The 15,748-nt window shown below is 62.6% G+C and carries 15 protein-coding genes; 9 read left to right on the top strand and 6 right to left on the bottom strand.

Features of this window, described 5'->3' with window-relative positions:
* Positions 1 to 2: 2 nt before the first annotated feature.
* Positions 3 to 656 carry a hypothetical protein gene (locus O3300_RS24585; protein WP_305054379.1) on the bottom strand — a complete coding sequence of 218 codons (654 nt, stop codon included), beginning with the start codon at positions 654 to 656 and terminating at the stop codon, positions 3 to 5.
* Positions 657 to 823: 167 nt separating this feature from the next.
* On the opposite strand from O3300_RS24585, the gene O3300_RS24590 reads away from it, so the two are divergent.
* Positions 824 to 1,150: a hypothetical protein gene (locus O3300_RS24590; protein WP_070257487.1), complete on the top strand. Its 327-nt coding sequence runs from the start codon at positions 824 to 826 to the stop codon at positions 1,148 to 1,150.
* Positions 1,151 to 1,155: 5 nt separating this feature from the next.
* On the opposite strand, the gene O3300_RS24595 is transcribed toward O3300_RS24590, so the two are convergent.
* Entirely contained in the window at positions 1,156 to 2,013 is an 858-nt protein-coding gene (locus O3300_RS24595; RefSeq protein ID WP_305054380.1) for a LytTR family DNA-binding domain-containing protein, read from the bottom strand.
* On the bottom strand, positions 2,010 to 3,128 hold the full coding sequence (locus O3300_RS24600) for a sensor histidine kinase (protein WP_305054381.1): 1,119 nt from the start codon (positions 3,126 to 3,128) through the stop codon (positions 2,010 to 2,012). The genes O3300_RS24595 and O3300_RS24600 overlap by 4 nt, the downstream gene beginning before the upstream one ends.
* 197 nt (positions 3,129 to 3,325) lie before the next feature.
* On the opposite strand from O3300_RS24600, the gene ugpQ reads away from it, so the two are divergent.
* Entirely contained in the window at positions 3,326 to 4,069 is a 744-nt protein-coding gene (gene ugpQ / locus O3300_RS24605) for a glycerophosphodiester phosphodiesterase (RefSeq protein ID WP_305054382.1), read from the top strand.
* A 115-nt stretch (positions 4,070 to 4,184) separates the two neighbouring features.
* Here the strand turns inward: ugpQ and O3300_RS24610 are convergent, their stop codons facing one another.
* A complete protein-coding gene (locus O3300_RS24610; RefSeq protein WP_305054383.1) occupies positions 4,185 to 6,242 on the bottom strand; it encodes a TonB-dependent receptor domain-containing protein in 2,058 nt (685 codons plus the stop codon).
* A gap of 158 nt (positions 6,243 to 6,400) precedes the next feature.
* On the opposite strand from O3300_RS24610, the gene O3300_RS24615 reads away from it, so the two are divergent.
* The 6 genes from O3300_RS24615 (at position 6,401) to O3300_RS24640 (ending at position 13,916) form a co-directional block, all read left to right on the top strand.
* Positions 6,401 to 6,859 carry a Fur family transcriptional regulator gene (locus tag O3300_RS24615; protein WP_305054384.1) on the top strand — a complete coding sequence of 153 codons (459 nt, stop codon included), beginning with the start codon at positions 6,401 to 6,403 and terminating at the stop codon, positions 6,857 to 6,859.
* 119 nt (positions 6,860 to 6,978) lie between these two features.
* Positions 6,979 to 9,591: an alanine--tRNA ligase gene (gene alaS, locus O3300_RS24620; protein ID WP_305054385.1), complete on the top strand. Its 2,613-nt coding sequence runs from the start codon at positions 6,979 to 6,981 to the stop codon at positions 9,589 to 9,591.
* 235 nt (positions 9,592 to 9,826) lie between these two features.
* Positions 9,827 to 10,054 carry a sulfurtransferase TusA family protein gene (locus O3300_RS24625; protein ID WP_010395510.1) on the top strand — a complete coding sequence of 76 codons (228 nt, stop codon included), beginning with the start codon at positions 9,827 to 9,829 and terminating at the stop codon, positions 10,052 to 10,054.
* A gap of 256 nt (positions 10,055 to 10,310) precedes the next feature.
* Positions 10,311 to 11,060 (top strand): electron transfer flavoprotein subunit beta/FixA family protein, encoded by a 750-nt coding sequence (locus tag O3300_RS24630; RefSeq protein WP_034759884.1) that lies wholly within the window; start codon positions 10,311 to 10,313, stop codon positions 11,058 to 11,060.
* 40 nt (positions 11,061 to 11,100) lie between these two features.
* Positions 11,101 to 12,033 (top strand): electron transfer flavoprotein subunit alpha/FixB family protein, encoded by a 933-nt coding sequence (locus O3300_RS24635; RefSeq protein WP_077400542.1) that lies wholly within the window; start codon positions 11,101 to 11,103, stop codon positions 12,031 to 12,033.
* 92 nt (positions 12,034 to 12,125) lie between these two features.
* Entirely contained in the window at positions 12,126 to 13,916 is a 1,791-nt protein-coding gene (locus tag O3300_RS24640) for an acyl-CoA dehydrogenase (RefSeq protein ID WP_251349892.1), read from the top strand.
* 86 nt (positions 13,917 to 14,002) lie between these two features.
* On the opposite strand, the gene O3300_RS24645 is transcribed toward O3300_RS24640, so the two are convergent.
* Positions 14,003 to 14,629, bottom strand: coding sequence for a glycine zipper 2TM domain-containing protein (locus O3300_RS24645; protein ID WP_305054386.1), 627 nt, complete (start codon positions 14,627 to 14,629; stop codon positions 14,003 to 14,005).
* Positions 14,630 to 14,765: 136 nt separating this feature from the next.
* Complete coding sequence (locus O3300_RS24650) at positions 14,766 to 15,200, bottom strand: NINE protein (RefSeq protein WP_305054387.1); 435 nt, start codon at positions 15,198 to 15,200, stop codon at positions 14,766 to 14,768.
* Positions 15,201 to 15,488: 288 nt separating this feature from the next.
* On the opposite strand from O3300_RS24650, the gene rpsP reads away from it, so the two are divergent.
* Positions 15,489 to 15,740, top strand: coding sequence for a 30S ribosomal protein S16 (gene rpsP / locus O3300_RS24655; RefSeq protein WP_010395524.1), 252 nt, complete (start codon positions 15,489 to 15,491; stop codon positions 15,738 to 15,740).
* Positions 15,741 to 15,748: the final 8 nt, after the last annotated feature.

Below are 15,748 nucleotides of genomic sequence, written 5' to 3' on the forward strand. Positions count from 1 at the left end.
GGTTATTTGGGGCAGTTGCCGATCATCGTTTCCCCCTGCTTGCCCGCGCGCGTGGTCACGCACAAGGTGCCCAGCGCGCTGGTGATTTTATAGGTGCGGCTGCCCTTGGCCTCGTTCGCGCCCACTTCCTCGATTTTTGAGGCCTCGTACCATTTCGGCGGCACGGCCGCGTAGGCCTCGGCAAATCCCTGTTGCATGCGCTTGAAACCCGTGTCGTCGAATTTCTCCCCACCCCGTTGCGGGAATTCCTTGCGCAGCTCCTTGTCGATCTTGCCCACGTCGCGCTTGGCTTGCGCCAGGATGTCGGCCGCGCTGGGCGGCGCGACGAGCGTGATCGCTTCCGGCATTGCCGGCGCCGGCGCCTGTTCGGCGGCGGGAACGGGCAAGGGGCGGTTGACGGGCGCCGGCACGGGCAGGCGCGGCGGGCGTGCGGCGGCCGGTTTTGCGTCGGGCAACCGTACGGGGGGCGGCTTGGGCGGCGCCGGGAGCGTGTGGCGCAGCCAGGCGATGGCCGGACCCTGCGGCAAGTGTTCATCCATGACGGCGCGGGGCCGCGACTGCAAGACGATATACGCAAAGCCAAGGTGCAGCAGGACGATCAGCAGCAGGCTGGGAGCGCGGCGGGGCAGGGTAGTTGGCGAGGTCATGGAGGACATGGTGGTTCAGGTACGCCAATGTATCTGAAGGATTTGATAATTATCTAAAATGTCACCAGTGCTTACAAAAAAGTGCCATGTGGAAATTTCGAAGCCATGGCGGCTGGCGGGGAACCCTGCGCCAGTCTGGTGATCCAACCCGGACACCACGCGAACAGGAGATCATCATGATGCAAGTAAAGGAAGTGGCACGGCGCTTTGGCGCCATTGAACATGCGATCGGCCAGGCGGCCCAGCTGTGCGGCAAGCAGCAGGGCATGCCGATGGACTTGAAGGATTGCATCAACCAGCTGGACCAGCAAAAGAACGCCGTGCGGCAAGCCATCGACACGCAGGACGATGCGCGCATCCGGCAAGCCGTCGACCAGATGGAATCGCTGGGCGACCGCGCCAAGCGGGCATGCGGCACGGCGGCCAGCGTGACGCCGGAAATGAAGAGCGCCGTGCTCAAGGTGCACGATGAATTGTCGGACTTGAAGCACCAGCTGCATTAACGGTTTTACATCTGGCGGAACAAATGGGCATATAAAGGGCTGACGCGCAGCTGCGCCGGATGCTGGCGCAGGGTCAGCGACAGCTTGCCGGCATCGTCGCGCACGGCCGTGGCGATGGCGCTGGCGTTGACGATGGTGCCCCGGTGGATTTGCCAGAATTGTTGCGGGTCCAGCTGGGGCAGCAACTCCTTCAGGCTCGTGCGTATCAGCGCTTCGCTGTCCTGGCACACGACGTTGATGTATTTGTCCAGCGCTTCGAAATACACGACATCGGCCAGGGCGATCATGCGCACGCTGTTGCCGACGGCGGCCCGTATCATTTGCAGGCGCGGCGCTGGCGGCAGCATGGCTTGCAACTGGCTCAGCAGGCGGGCCATGTTGCCGTCGCTGGCGGATTCGGCTGCCGACGTCGCTGGCGTTGGGCTTGCCGTAGCTGTAGCGTTGCCGTTGCCGCCAGCGCTGTCGCGCAAGCGTTGCTGCAGGCGTTCCACCGTCTTGCCCAGGCGCGCATCGTTGACGGGTTTTAAGACGTAATCGGCGGCCGCGTGTTCGAAGGCGGCCAGCGCGTATTCATCGTAGGCGGTGACAAACACGATGTGGGGGAAAGGCACGCCGTCCGGCCACTGTTCCGCCAGTTCCTCGGCCGCTTCCAGGCCCGTCTTGCCCGGCATCTTGATGTCGAGAAATAATATGTCGGGTTGCAGCGCCAGGCCTTGCCGCAAGGCTTCCACGCCGTTGGGGCAAGTGGCAACGATGTCGAGCTCCGGCCACAGCCGTTGCAAGGCGTGTGCGAGGGCGGCGGCGAGGATGGGTTCGTCTTCGGCGATCAGGGCGCGCGGCGCGCGTGGAGTATGTGGACTCATGCGAGGTGGCTCGTGATGGTGGGTGGAAGGGGAAGTGTCAGGCGGGCGGTCGCGCCTGCCGGATGGTTGGCGGTCAGCGACAGGCTGGCGGCGTCGCCGTGCATGCCGCGCAGGCGTTCGCGGATATTCGCCACGCCCAGGTGGGTGCCCTTGGTCTGGCCCGGATGGTCGAGGCCCAGGCCATCGTCGCTGACGGTGAGCAGCAGCACGCCAGCGTCCGTGGATGCCTGCACGTGGATGTGTCCGCCTTCGATCTTCGGTTCCAGGCCGTGCTGGATGGCGTTTTCCACCAGCGGTTGCAGCAGCATGGGGGGCACCTTGATCTGGCGCAAAGTGTCGGGCAAGTCCAGCGTAAAGCGCAGGCGCGCACCCATGCGTATCGACATCAGGCCCAGGTAGGCTTGCATCAGGGAAAATTCCTGCTCCAGGGTGGTGGACCCGGCGCGCGAGGAAGAGAGGGTGGCGCGCAGATACTGGATCAGCTGGTCGAGCAGCAACTGGGCGCGCTCCGGGTCAAAGCTGATCAGGCCTTGCAGGTTGGCCAGGGTGTTGAACAGCATGTGCGGCTCGATCTGCGCCTGCAGCAGCTGCAGCTGGGCTTGCATCGCCTGGCGCGCCACGGATTCGGCGCGGGCCTTTTCCTGGGCGGCTTCCATTTGCAGGCGGGCAATTTTTTCGCGGCTGGAGAAAAACAGCACGGCGCCGCCCGTGGCCAGCAGGGTGAATACGAGCGTGCTGATCATCTGGGTAGGCAGCAGGCTTTCGAAGCCGCCCACGTCCACGCCCGTCAGCCAGCTGAACAGGGTCAGGCCCAGCATTTGCGCCACGGGCACGGAAATGAGGATGATGAGCATGAAGGGCAGGAATTTCGGCCGCTGGCCTTCGCCCCACAGGGTCAGGCGCATGCCGTCGATCAGCAAGAAGGCGATCGTGCCGATGCACATCGAGGCGATCAGGTTTTGCCCGAAATGGCTGCCCGGATTGAGGATGAAGGTAATGACCAGCGCGCAAATCACGTTCAGCGCCAGCGCATAGCGCGCGTCGGGCAGCATGCGGTAGTACGGAGACCTGGCCTTGGCTGCTGGCGCTGCGGCGGATGTTGCATCGGTTTTCATGGTGGTGTCTGCTGGTAGCGATGGGGCATTGTGTGCCAGCGCAAGCCTGGGCGCAACCGGGCTGCGACGAAACGGGGCTGGCGCGCCGCCATTCGCCGCGGAGGATCGCCAAACGGGGCCGCTTTACTTTTCAGGGCAGGCACGCAATAGTATGGCAAGACAGTCTGTATCCATGGAATTGCTATAAAGGAAGCATCATGTGGCCTTATCCACGCACCCTGGCGCACCGCGGCGGCGGCACCCTGGCGCCTGAAAACACCCTGGCCGCCCTGCGCTGCGGCCTGGCTTACGGCTACCGCGCCGTGGAATTCGACGTCATGCTGGCATCCGACGGCGTGCCCGTCGTCGTGCACGACCCCGAACTGGGCCGTACCGTGGCCGGCAGCGGCCTTGTCAACGATTACACGGCCGCGCAACTGGGCGCGATGGAGGCGGGCGCCTGGTTCGGCCCCGCTTTCGCGGGTGAAGGCGTGCCCACCTTCGCCGCCGTGGTGGATTACTGCAAGGCGCAGCGCATCTGGATGAATATCGAAATCAAGCCGGCGCCCGGCTTCGACGTGCCGACGGGCAAGACCGTGGCGCTGGCCACGCGCGATCATTTTTCGAAGGAAATTGCTGCAGGGGAATTATTGCCGCTGCTGTCGTCGTTCAGCATTGCGGCGCTGGAGGCGGCGCGCCAGGCGGCGCCGGAACTGGCGCGCGGCTGGCTGGTCGAACAGATACCGGATGGCTGGGCGCGGACGGCCCGCAAACTGGGCGTGGTGGCGCTGCATTGCGACCACCAGCAGCTGACGCCGGAGTTGGCGGCTGCCGTGAAGGAAGAGGGATTGGGATTGTTTTGCTACACCGTCAACACCCCCGAGCGGGCCAGTGAGCTGCTGGCCTGGGGTGTGGACGGGTTTTGTACGGACAGGATCGATCTGATCGGAGCGACGGAATAATGCGATGCATACTCAGCGGAAATCCGGGGTCAGTCCCTTCGGGAGTGGAATTTTCCCCATTGGAAAAAATTCCCCCGGACGGGGCTGACCCCAGCAGTTGCCGTCTAGTCAAACATTAAAAGGTGATACGCATGCCGACCGTCAAGTTGCGCCCCGTCAAAGGCGCCGCATTCTTGATGAACGAGGTGTGGCTGTACGCCAGTTCATTCGTCAGGTTGTTCGCCTTGATGTAGAACTGGGCCGGCGTCGTGCCGATGCGCGTGTCGTAGTTGGCGGACAGGTTCAGCATGTTGTAGCCCGGCGTGGCCGTTTCGAACGCTGCCACTTTATCCTGCTTGCCCACGCGGTAGAACTCGGCCACGCCGCTCCATGCCTGCCAGTTGGCGTCGACCTTCACGCCCACGCGCTGGGCCGGGATGCGCGGCAGGTTGCCTCCGCCGTCGGCCAGCTTGGCCCGCACGTAGTCGCCGAACACGCTGGCGCCGAACATGGGGTTCAATTGCTGGCGGATCTGGCCTTCCACGCCCGTGAAGGTCGCGTCGCGCTGGGCGTACTGGATCAGCTGGAAGCCTTCGTGGCTGTCCAGCGTGCTGCCGAAGATGTAATTGTCCACCTTGTTGCGGTAGGCGCTGGCCGAGAAGGTCGTGGCGCCCGCGTATTTGCGCAAGGTCAAGTCGATATTGTTCGACGTTTCCTTGCCCAGGTTTTGATTGCCCAGCTCATACGTGGCCGTCGCCATGTGCACGCCGTGCGCATACAGTTCCTCGGCGCTGGGCAAACGGTGCGTGCGGGAAATGGTCGAACCGAGCGAATACTGCGGTGCGAATTTCCACACGGCGCCCAGCGAGATGGACGTGCCCTTGGCGCTGCGGTCTTGCAGGGTGGCGCTGTCGACCGTGATGTCTTGCCATTCGTGGCGCAAGCCCGCTTCGAAGCGCCATTGGTCCAGCTTGTATTCCTCGACCAGGAAGGCCGCGTGTTTCTTCGTTACCGTCGGCGCCACGTACGCTTCTTCGCCCAGGGCGGAGAAATCGCGTTTCGACGTTTGCAGGCCCACCACGCCGCGCCAGCCGAAGACGGGATGGTGTTCCATTTCCAGGCGTGCATCGTGGCCCTTGTTCTTGAAGGTGGTGGCGATTTCCGTGCCTTCGATTTCATCGTGCTTGTAATCGGTAAACGAAGCGCGCAGGCGCAGCTTGGCGAAGCCGGGCACGGGGTCGCGCAATTCGCCGCGCACGTCCCAGCGCTCGCTTTTGAGTTTCACGTAGGGAACGGCGCCATCTTCGTGGTCATGGTCGTGTTCTTCCTCATCGCCATGGCCGTGGCCTTCGTGGCCGCCGCAATGCAGATGCGTGCCGTGCGGGTGGCAGCTTTCGAATTCGTGGTTGTGGCCAGGCAAGCCGTATTCCGCATGCTGGCTCGTGAAGGCCAGGCCCAGGAAGCCGCGCTGTCCCACCCACGACACGCCCACGCTGCCCGTGTCCGTCTTGTTGTAGCTGCCGGCCACCTTGGAACCGCCTTCCCAGCCGCTGCCGACCTTGTATTCCTTCGCATCGCGCTTGACGCCTTCCGCGTGGAAGGCGATGTTGCCGGAGCCGCCAGTGACTTCAAAGGCGCCCGCCTTTTCGCGCGCGGCAGAGTTGGCGCGCACTTCCGCGCTGCCTTCAAAGCCTTTCGCCGGCACGCGCGTGGGGATTTTCTTGTCGATCACGTTGACCACGCCGCCGACGGCGCCGCCGCCGTAGGCCAGCGCGGACGGGCCGCGCAAGACTTCGATCTGTTCCGACAGCATCGGTTCGGCCGCGACGGCATGATCGGGGCTGATGGTCGACGCGTCCTGCACTTCCGCGCCATCGGACAGCACTTTCACGCGCGGGCCATCCATGCCGCGGATGATGGGACGGCTGGCGCCGGCGCCGAAATGGCTGGAGGTGATGCCCGGCTGGCCGGCCAGGGTTTCACCCAGGGTCGCTTCGCGGGCGCGCACCAGTTCCTCGCCTTCGAGCACGGTGACGGGCGTGCTCATGTCGTCGCTGCCCAGGGCCAGGGCGCTGGCCGAGACGGTCACGGCGGGCAAGGTTGTCGCTTGCTGCGCCAGGGCGCTGGCAGGGGCGGCAAAGGCCAGCATGATGGCCAGCGCGAGGGGAGTGGGTTGGTGAGGACGGACGGACATGGGCAAGAATTCCTTTATCGGCGATCGGTTTGACGGGTCGGGGCAGGCCATTGCCGGATGGGGTGGCTGCCAGAAGATGATAATGATAACCCATTATCATTACTGTGTGACAGTTTTTCCGGGCAGGGGAGTCAGGCGGATGGTGTATTCTGTCGGCTATGGAACGCACAACACGTCAAAAAACCGCTATTCAAGCCGCCATCGAGTCGGCCCAGCGCCCCTTGTCGGCGCAGGAAATCCTCGAACAGGCCAGCTTGCAGGTGACGCAGCTGGGCATCGCCACCGTTTACCGCAACTTGAAATCGCTGGTGCTGGAAGAAAAGGTGCACGTGGTGACCTTGCCGGGTGAAAACCCGCGCTATGAGTCGAACACGGCCGCCAATCACCACCACCACCATTTCCAGTGCACCACGTGCCAGCGCGTGTTCGACGTGCATGATTGCCCGGGCGACTTGAAGCGCATGGCGCCGCAAGGCTTTGTCGTCGAGCGCCACGAACTGACCCTGTACGGCCGCTGCGCCGACTGCAATGCGGCCGCCGGCCCTACGCCATCCGCTGCGGCGGCCAAGGCCGCGCCTGCAACGCACGCCTGCGCCAGCCACCACGACCCAGCCTGAGCGGGCAGGTTGTCGATGTTGGCACGGGCGCAACAATGCCCTGGCCCGCCGTCATTGCCGCACCCCATATCACGTATAATCTTCCCTTTAAAGCTGCCGCCACTCTTTGCCAAAAAAACATGAAATCAACTGAAATCCGCGACAAGTTCCTCAAATTTTTCGAGTCCAAGGGCCATTCCATCGTCCGTTCCAGTTCCCTGGTGCCAGGCAACGATCCGACCTTGCTGTTGACGAACAGCGGCATGGTGCAATTCAAGGATGTGTTTACGGGCACGGACAGCCGTCCGTACACGCGTGCCACTTCCGTGCAGCGCTGCGTGCGCGCCGGCGGCAAGCACAACGACCTGGAAAACGTCGGCTACACGGCGCGCCACCACACCTTCTTTGAAATGCTGGGCAACTTCAGCTTCGGCGACTATTTCAAGCGCGACGCGATTCAATACGCGTGGGAACTGCTGACCAAGGTATATGGCTTGCCGGCCGATAAGCTGACCGTCACCGTGTACATCGAAGATGACGAAGCGTACGATATCTGGGCGAAAGAAATCGGCGTGCCCGTCGAGCGCATCATCCGCATCGGCGACAACAAGGGTGCGCGCTACGCATCGGATAATTTCTGGCAGATGGCGGACACGGGCCCATGCGGTCCATGCACGGAAATCTTCTACGACCACGGCGCCGACATTCCTGGCGGCCCGCCGGGCTCGCCTGACGAAGACGGCGACCGCTTCATTGAAATCTGGAACCTGGTGTTCATGCAGTTCAACCGCGACGAAGCGGGCGTCATGCACAAGCTGCCGAAGCCGTGCGTCGACACGGGCATGGGCATGGAGCGCCTGGCCGCCGTGCTGCAGCACGTGCATTCGAACTATGAAATCGACCTGTTCCAGCACCTGATCAAGGCTGCCGCGCGCGAAACGGGCGCCACGGACCTGGAAAACAAGTCGCTGCGCGTGATCGCCGACCACATCCGCGCCGCCGCCTTCATGATCGTCGACGGCATCATCCCGGGCAGCGAAGGCCGCGCGTATGTATTGCGCCGCATCATCCGCCGCGCCTTGCGCCATGGTCACAAGCTGGGCCAGACGAAACCGTTCTTCTACAAGCTGGTGGCTGATCTGGCCATCGAGATGGGCGGCGCCTATCCTGAGCTGGAAGAAGCGAAGGACAACGTCGCCAACATGCTGAAAGCCGAGGAAGAGCGTTTCGGCGAAACCCTGGAAACGGGCATGAAAGTGCTGGAAGCGCAGCTGGCCAAGGATGCCACGGGCATCGACGGCGCCACCGCCTTCACCCTGTACGAAACCTACGGCTTCCCGCCGGACTTGACGGCGGACATCTGCCGCGAACGCGACATCACGTTCGACCAGGCCGGCTACGACGCGGCCCTGAAGGAAAGCCAGGAACTGTCGCGCAAGGGCGGCAAGACGCACAAGGACAGCAAGGTCGAGTACACGGGCGAGAAAAACACCTTCGTCGGCTACGATCAATTGACGTTCAGCAGCAAGGTCGTCGCGCTGTACGCGGCCGGCACGCCCGTGCAGGAACTGAAAGCCGGTGAAGCGGGCATCGTCGTGCTCGACACGACGCCGTTCTACGCGGAATCGGGCGGCCAGGTGGGCGACCAGGGCGTGATTTCCTCGGGCGCGGGCAGCTTTGCCGTCAGCGACACCCTGAAAATCCAGGCCGACGTCTTCGGCCACCACGGCGTGCTGGAATCGGGCGTGCTGAAGGTGGGCGACGCCGTCTCGGCGCAAGTCGACACGGCCAAGCGCGCGCGCACCATCCGCAACCACTCGGCCACGCACTTGATGCACAAGGCCTTGCGCGAAGTGCTGGGCAGCCACGTGGCGCAAAAGGGTTCGCTGGTCGACCCCGATAAAACCCGTTTCGACTTCAGCCACAATGCACCGATGACGGCAGAGCAAATCGCCGCCGTGGAAACCATTGTCAATAAAGAGATCCTGGAAAACCGCGCCACGCAAGCGCACCTGATGTCGTTTGACGATGCCGTCAAGCATGGCGCGATGGCCCTGTTCGGCGAGAAATACGGCGACGAAGTGCGCGTGCTCGACATCGGCAGCTCGAAAGAGCTGTGCGGCGGCGTCCACGTGCAGCGCACGGGCGACATCGGCTTGTTCAAGATCATCGCCGAAAGCGGCGTGGCCGCCGGCATCCGCCGCGTGGAAGCCGTGACGGGCGAGGGCGCGCTGGCGCTGGTGCAAACCATCAACCGCCGCCTGGTCGAGGCGGCCAATGCCCTGAAGGCGCAGCCGGAAGAGCTCACTGCCCGCATCGGCCAGGTGCAGGATCACGTGAAGGCGCTGGAGAAGGAACTGGCCGCGCTGAAATCGAAACTGGCGTCGGGCCAGGGCGATGAACTGGTCACGCAAGCCGTCGATGTCAACGGCATCAAGGTGCTCGCAGCCGTGCTGGACGGCGCCGACGTGGCCCGCTTGCGCGAAACCATGGACAAGCTGAAGGACAAGCTGAAAACGGCCGCCATCGTGCTGGCCAGCGTGGCCGACGGCAAGGTCAGCCTGATCGCCGGCGTCACGGCCGACGCGACTGGCAAGGTCAAAGCGGGCGAGCTGGTGAACTTCGTTGCACAGCAAGTGGGCGGAAAAGGCGGCGGACGCCCCGATATGGCGCAAGCGGGCGGCACCGATCCGAGCGGCCTGGCGAACGCCCTGGCCGGCGTGCCGGCCTGGGTCGGCGAACGCGCGAAATAAGGCGTAAGCTAGGCTCCATGCGGGGTTTTCGCCCCACAGCCCCTTGAAAACGGCCCGCAGACGGTGTTTGCGGGCCGTTTTGCCGTGTGGAATCTCGTTGTGACACCACAACAGCCGATGAACTATTTTGGTGCAGCGCGTCAATGCCCCTGATTTAGAGTAGTATGTCGAAAATCAGTACAACAAAAATGGCGGGATATTGATGATGAGCGACACACTACTTGATACCGAGATTATGGAATTTCATAAAGAACTCGACGCGCGGGGCTTGAATTGCCCCTTGCCGATTCTGAAGGCGAAAAAGGCTTTGTCAGAGCTGCAGAGCGGGGAAGTGCTGCGCATCATGGCAACCGATCCCGGTTCCGTGCGCGACTTCCAGGCTTTTGCCAAGCAAACGGGCAATGCCCTGCTGTCGCATGTGCAGACGGGTACCGAATTCGTCTTCCTGATGCAACGCAAATAATTCTGCCAGCCGGGGCCGCCGTGGCGCGGCCTGGTGAATACCCTGCCGTGTGCGTCACTTTCATGCCCTTTTGCTGCCTTGCAGCGTAGCGGCGGACTCCCCTGAAATCCTCAAAGCTGGACAGTTTAGATGGATTGCTCTAACAAAAAATCGCACGATCGTGCTTAAATTCGGTTCAAGATTCAAATTTCTCTTATAATCGAACGCACAATCAGCACTTGATCCGTCATTTTTATAATTTCCCAAAGGCATAGCTATGAAAGTCTTGGTACCCGTCAAACGCGTGGTCGACTATAACGTCAAAGTCCGCGTCAAGAGTGACGGCACTGGCGTCGATACCGCCAACGTCAAAATGTCGATGAACCCTTTCGATGAGATCGCGCTGGAAGAAGCGATGCGCCTGAAAGAAGCCGGCAAGGTCACTGAAGTGGTCGCCATCTCCTGCGGCGTGACGCAGTGCCAGGAAACCCTGCGCACGGCCATGGCCATCGGCGCCGACCGCGGCATCCTGGTGGAAACGACGACTGAACTGGAACCGCTGGCCGTGGCCAAGCTGGTCAAGTCCCTGGCCGAGAAAGAACAGCCGCAACTGATCATCCTGGGCAAGCAAGCCATCGATGATGACAGCAACCAGACCGGCCAGATGCTGGCAGCCCTGCTGGGTTGGCCGCAAGCCACGTTCGCCTCGAAAGTCGTGCTGGAAGACGGTAAAGTCACCGTCACCCGCGAAGTCGATGGCGGCCTGGAAACCCTGGCATTGACCTTGCCAGCGATCATCACCACCGACCTGCGCCTGAACGAGCCACGCTATGTGACCTTGCCGAACATCATGAAGGCCAAGAAAAAGCCGCTCGAGACCGTCAAGCCGGAAGACCTGGGCGTCGATGTTGCGCCACGCCTGAAGACCCTGAAAGTCGTCGAGCCAGCCAAGCGCTCGGCCGGCATCAAGGTCCCGGACGTCGCTACCCTGGTCGCCAAGCTGCGTACCGAAGCCAAAGTCATCTAAGCGGCTTTGCCGTCTACCCAGAACAATTACAGGACATATCATGGTCGCATTAGTTATTGCTGAACACGACAACGCTACCTTAAAGGGCAGCACCCACCACACCGTGACCGCGGCTGCCCAATGCGGCGGCGACGTGCACGTGCTCGTCGCAGGCTCGAACGCATCGGCTGCCGCCGCTGCCGCCGCGCAAATCGCCGGCGTGACGAAAGTCATCGTCGCCGACGCGCCATATTTTGCCGACGGCCTGGCCGAAAACGTGGCCGAGCAAGTGCTGGCCATCGCCGGCAACTACAGCCACATCCTGGCGCCAGCCACCGCCTACGGCAAGAACATCCTGCCGCGCGTGGCCGCCAAGCTGGACGTCGCGCAAATCTCGGAAATCACCAAGGTCGATTCGCCGGACACCTTCGAGCGCCCGATCTACGCCGGTAACGCGATTGCCACCGTGCAATCTGGCGACAAGGTCAAGGTCATCACCGTGCGCACCACCGGTTTCGACGCCGCTGCCGCCACCGGCGGTTCGGCTGCCACGGAAACCGTTGCCGCCGTCGCCGACGCGGGCAAGTCCGCCTTCGTGGGCCGCGAACTGGCCAAGTCCGACCGTCCTGAACTGACCGCCGCGAAAATCATCGTGTCGGGCGGCCGTGGCATGGGTTCGGCGGAAAACTTCCACATCCTGGAACCGCTGGCCGACAAGCTGGGCGCCGCCATGGGTGCTTCGCGCGCCGCCGTCGACGCCGGCTTCGTGCCGAACGACTGGCAAGTGGGCCAGACGGGCAAGATCGTCGCGCCATCGCTGTACATCGCCGTCGGTATCTCGGGCGCGATCCAGCATCTGGCCGGCATGAAAGATTCGAAGACCATCGTCGCCATCAACAAGGATCCGGAAGCGCCGATCTTTGCCGTGGCCGACTACGGCATCGTGGGCGATCTGTTCGAGATCGTGCCGCAACTGGTCAAAGAACTGGGTTAAGTCGCACCCCTTCCGGTTTTGTTACTGACAAAGCCACGCCGGCCCGCCCCACACGGCGAGCCGCGCGTGGCTTTTTTCTTGGAGAAAAGAAGATGAGCTATCAAGCCCCGCTGAAAGACATGTTGTTCGTGATGAACGAACTGGCCGGCCTGGCCGAAATCCACACCTTGCCCGGCTGCGAAGACGCGACGCCCGACACGGCCGAAGCCGTGCTGGAAGAGAACGCCAAGTTCTGCGGCGGCGTGGTGGCCCCCTTGAACGGCCCCAGCGACAAGGAACCGAGCTTCTGGCACGACGGGCAAGTCACGACGTCGAAAGGCTTCAAGGAAGCGTTCAAGGCCTACGGCGAAGCGGGCTGGCAGGGCGTGCAGCATCCGACGGAATTCGGCGGCCAGGGCTTGCCCAAGCTGCTGGCCACGCCGTGCATCGAAATGCTCAACTCGGCCAGCATCTCGTTCGCCCTGGTGGCCCTGCTGTCGGACGGCGCCATCGAAGCGCTGCTGACGGCCGGCAGCGATGAACAGAAAGCGGTGTACCTGGAAAACCTGGTGTCGGGCAAGTGGACGGGCACGATGAACCTGACGGAGCCGCAAGCGGGGTCCGACCTGGCTGCCGTGCGCACGCGCGCCGTGCCGCAGGACGATGGCACGTATAAAGTGTTCGGCACGAAGATTTTCATCACGTACGGCGAGCACGACATGGCGGAAAACATCGTCCACCTGGTGCTGGCCCGCACGCCGGACGCGCCCGCCGGCGTGAAAGGCATTTCCCTGTTCATCGTGCCGAAATTCCTCGTCAATCTTGACGGCAGCCTGGGCGCGCGCAACGACGCCCATTGCGTTTCCATCGAGCACAAGCTGGGCATCAAGGCCAGTCCGACGGCCGTATTGCAGTTCGGCGACCACGGCGGTGCCATCGGCACCCTGGTGGGCGAGGAAAACCGCGGCCTCGAATACATGTTCATCATGATGAACGCGGCCCGCTTCGGCGTCGGTTTGCAAGGCATCGGCCTGGCCGAGCGCGCCTACCAGCAAGCCGTGGCGTTCGCCAAGGACCGCGTGCAGTCGCGCGACCTGGCCGGTTCGCCTGGTCCCGTCTCCATCATCCACCACCCGGACGTGCGCCGCATGCTGATGTCGATGCGCTCGCAAACGGAGGCGGCGCGCGCGCTGGCCTACGTGGGCGCGGCCATCAGCGACGTGGCGCACCACCATCCGGACGCGGAAGTGCGTGCGGAAAGCCTGGCGACGTATGAATACCTGGTGCCCGTCATCAAGGGTTGGGCCACGGAAATGTCGCAAGACGTCACGCGCGACGGCGTGCAAGTGCATGGCGGCATGGGTTTCATCGAAGAAACAGGCGCCGCCCAGCATTACCGCGACGCCAAGATTCTCACCATTTACGAAGGCACGACGGCCATCCAGGCGAACGACCTCGTGGGCCGCAAGACGGTGCGCGACGGCGGCGCCGTGGCGAAAGCCATCATCGCCCAGGTGCGCGCCACGGAAGCCCAGCTGGGCGAACTGTCCGGCGCCGACTTCCAGGCCATGCAGCGCCACCTGGCCGAAGGCAGCGCGGCCCTCGAAGCGGTAGTCGAGTATGTGGTGGCGAACATGAAGACGGATATCAAGGCCGTGTTCGCGGGCAGCGTGCCCTATTTGAAACTGGCCGGCATCGTGCTGGGCGGCTGGCAAATGGCCCGTGCGGCCGTGGTGGCGCAGCAAAAGCTCGGTGAAGGCAGCGGCGACGCTTCGTTCTACAAGGCAAAGATCGCCACGGCGCGCTTCTTTGCCGACCACATCCTGTCACAGGCGCCAGGCTTGCGCGCCACCATCATCGACGGCAGCGCCGGCGTGATGGCCTTGTCGGAAGAGCAGTTTTAAGTTGAAACTTGGCCGGCGCAAGCTGGCCTAATGCAAAAAAGCGCTGGAGATCACTCTCCAGCGCTTTTTTTTACTCTTTCAAAAGCTTATCTTCTGGCGATGCCGTTGCCGGAATTGCGCACCAAGTCGCCAGCGGCCAGGCCCGGGTCCTGGTCGAATGCGAAGTCAGCCTTGGCGCCCGTTTCGTACTGCACGGTAACGGTCCACACCTTGCTGTTTTTCATGTGGCCTTCGACTTGCTTGCCCGCGAAAGCGCCGCCGGCGGCGCCGGCCAGGGTGGCCAGGTCCTTGCCGCGTCCGCCGCCAACCTGGCGGCCCAGCAGGGCGCCGGCCACGCCGCCGCCGATCATGCCCAGCGCGCCGCCTTCGCCCGCTTTTTCAGCGACGTTGACTGCCAGCACCTTGCCGCACTCGGCGCAGATCTGTTGCTGGGCTGGTTTGCTGTTCTGGCCCGCATACGAGTTGCCCGCCTTTTGCGCGGCCTTGGCGTTGATGATGGCCTGGTCGTATTCGCCCTTGGCGTCGCGCAGGCATTGCATGCGGGCTTTCGAGCTGGTTTCTTCTGCGCACAGTTTCTTGTCGTCCGCATAGCGCGTGTTGGCTTGCTTGGTGTCGTACGCGTATTGCGCTTTCGGCGACAGGTTTTGCGCGAAGGCGGAGGTGCTGAGCAGGGCCGTGACGGCGACTGCGAGGACGAGTGGGCGACGAATCATGATCTTCTCCTAGGGGGTGTTGAATGTGCCAGTAATGTCGGCATTGTGAATGCAGTATAGAGGAAAATCATGATTGCTTACCAACACTTACATGTGCGTGCGGCAGGCGTGATCCGATGCTATTTCCGGGTGGAAATTAACCGTAGGCGCCGCCTGTATACAGCAAGTCGAACAGGCGCGCCATGGTGGCGATCAGCACGCCTGCGCCTAGCATCAAGGTAGCGACCAGCACCACGGCCAGGGGCCAGCCCGTGTCCGACTGGCGGCTGGAGGAGGTGTTGTAGCGCGCATCCCACTTGTCGTCCGGCATCAGGCCCAGCACCAGCGCTTCCAGGAAGCCGCCCAGGGCGGACAGGGTCAGCGGCAATATCTGGTAAAACCAGTCCGCTTCGGGAAACAGCTGGCGCAGCAGCAGCGAGGCGGGCAGGGCGGCCAGGTGTAGCCAGCCCCAGCGGTCCTTGGCGCCGTGCAGGTAGAAGCGGTGGGCGCCCAGCATGCCCAGCAGGAAGGCCAGCAGTGTCGTGAAGGCCTTGTTCTTGTGCGACTGTTGCAAAATGGTAGCGGTGGTCATGGGACTCCAGAGTTGCTCATCGGTAAAGATTGCCAGTATCGGTCATTGCTTGCTGCAACGATAGCACTTTCAGGCAGCGTTCAGGCGATGCTGTCGTGCAATATCAACGCCTGGACGTGACATGGCAGGCACGATAGACGCACGCGCCTATTGCGTCTTCGGCCATGACTGGTCATAATGTTTGATTAGCCCAAATTACACGCCCGTCATCATAACGCTTGCTGCCTGGCGGTAAAGCGCGCTATAATTTGCGGCTTTTTCCGCCTCAGCACACTTTTTGGAAATATTATGGTCGTTATTCGTTTAGCTCGTGGAGGCGCCAAGAAGCGCCCGTTCTTCAACATCGTCGCTACTGACTCGCGCAATCGCCGCGATGGTCGCTTCATTGAGCGTATCGGTTTTTACAACCCGATGGCGCAAGGTGGCGAAGTTCCACTGCGTATCACCGCAGACCGTCTGGCCTACTGGCAAGGCGTTGGCGCACAATTGTCGCCAACCGTTGCTCGCTTGGTAGCTAGCAACAACAAAGCAGCAGCTTAATTAGATCA

The sequence above is a fragment of the Janthinobacterium sp. SUN206 genome (genome assembly GCF_030587305.1).
Taxonomy (GTDB): Bacteria; Pseudomonadota; Gammaproteobacteria; order Burkholderiales; family Burkholderiaceae_D; genus Janthinobacterium; species Janthinobacterium kumbetense.

Coding starts and splice junctions, on each gene's coding strand:
- O3300_RS24615 (WP_305054384.1), top strand. CDS start 6,401: ATGGAACGCACAACACGTCAAAAAACCGCTATTCAAGCCGCCATCGAG.
- alaS (WP_305054385.1), top strand. CDS start 6,979: ATGAAATCAACTGAAATCCGCGACAAGTTCCTCAAATTTTTCGAGTCC.
- O3300_RS24625 (WP_010395510.1), top strand. CDS start 9,827: ATGGAATTTCATAAAGAACTCGACGCGCGGGGCTTGAATTGCCCCTTG.
- rpsP (WP_010395524.1), top strand. CDS start 15,489: ATGGTCGTTATTCGTTTAGCTCGTGGAGGCGCCAAGAAGCGCCCGTTC.
- O3300_RS24645 (WP_305054386.1), bottom strand. CDS start 14,629: ATGATTCGTCGCCCACTCGTCCTCGCAGTCGCCGTCACGGCCCTGCTC.
- O3300_RS24585 (WP_305054379.1), bottom strand. CDS start 656: ATGTCCTCCATGACCTCGCCAACTACCCTGCCCCGCCGCGCTCCCAGC.
- O3300_RS24650 (WP_305054387.1), bottom strand. CDS start 15,200: ATGACCACCGCTACCATTTTGCAACAGTCGCACAAGAACAAGGCCTTC.
- O3300_RS24635 (WP_077400542.1), top strand. CDS start 11,101: ATGGTCGCATTAGTTATTGCTGAACACGACAACGCTACCTTAAAGGGC.
- O3300_RS24600 (WP_305054381.1), bottom strand. CDS start 3,128: ATGAAAACCGATGCAACATCCGCCGCAGCGCCAGCAGCCAAGGCCAGG.
- O3300_RS24595 (WP_305054380.1), bottom strand. CDS start 2,013: ATGAGTCCACATACTCCACGCGCGCCGCGCGCCCTGATCGCCGAAGAC.
- ugpQ (WP_305054382.1), top strand. CDS start 3,326: ATGTGGCCTTATCCACGCACCCTGGCGCACCGCGGCGGCGGCACCCTG.
- O3300_RS24610 (WP_305054383.1), bottom strand. CDS start 6,242: ATGTCCGTCCGTCCTCACCAACCCACTCCCCTCGCGCTGGCCATCATG.
- O3300_RS24630 (WP_034759884.1), top strand. CDS start 10,311: ATGAAAGTCTTGGTACCCGTCAAACGCGTGGTCGACTATAACGTCAAA.
- O3300_RS24640 (WP_251349892.1), top strand. CDS start 12,126: ATGAGCTATCAAGCCCCGCTGAAAGACATGTTGTTCGTGATGAACGAA.
- O3300_RS24590 (WP_070257487.1), top strand. CDS start 824: ATGATGCAAGTAAAGGAAGTGGCACGGCGCTTTGGCGCCATTGAACAT.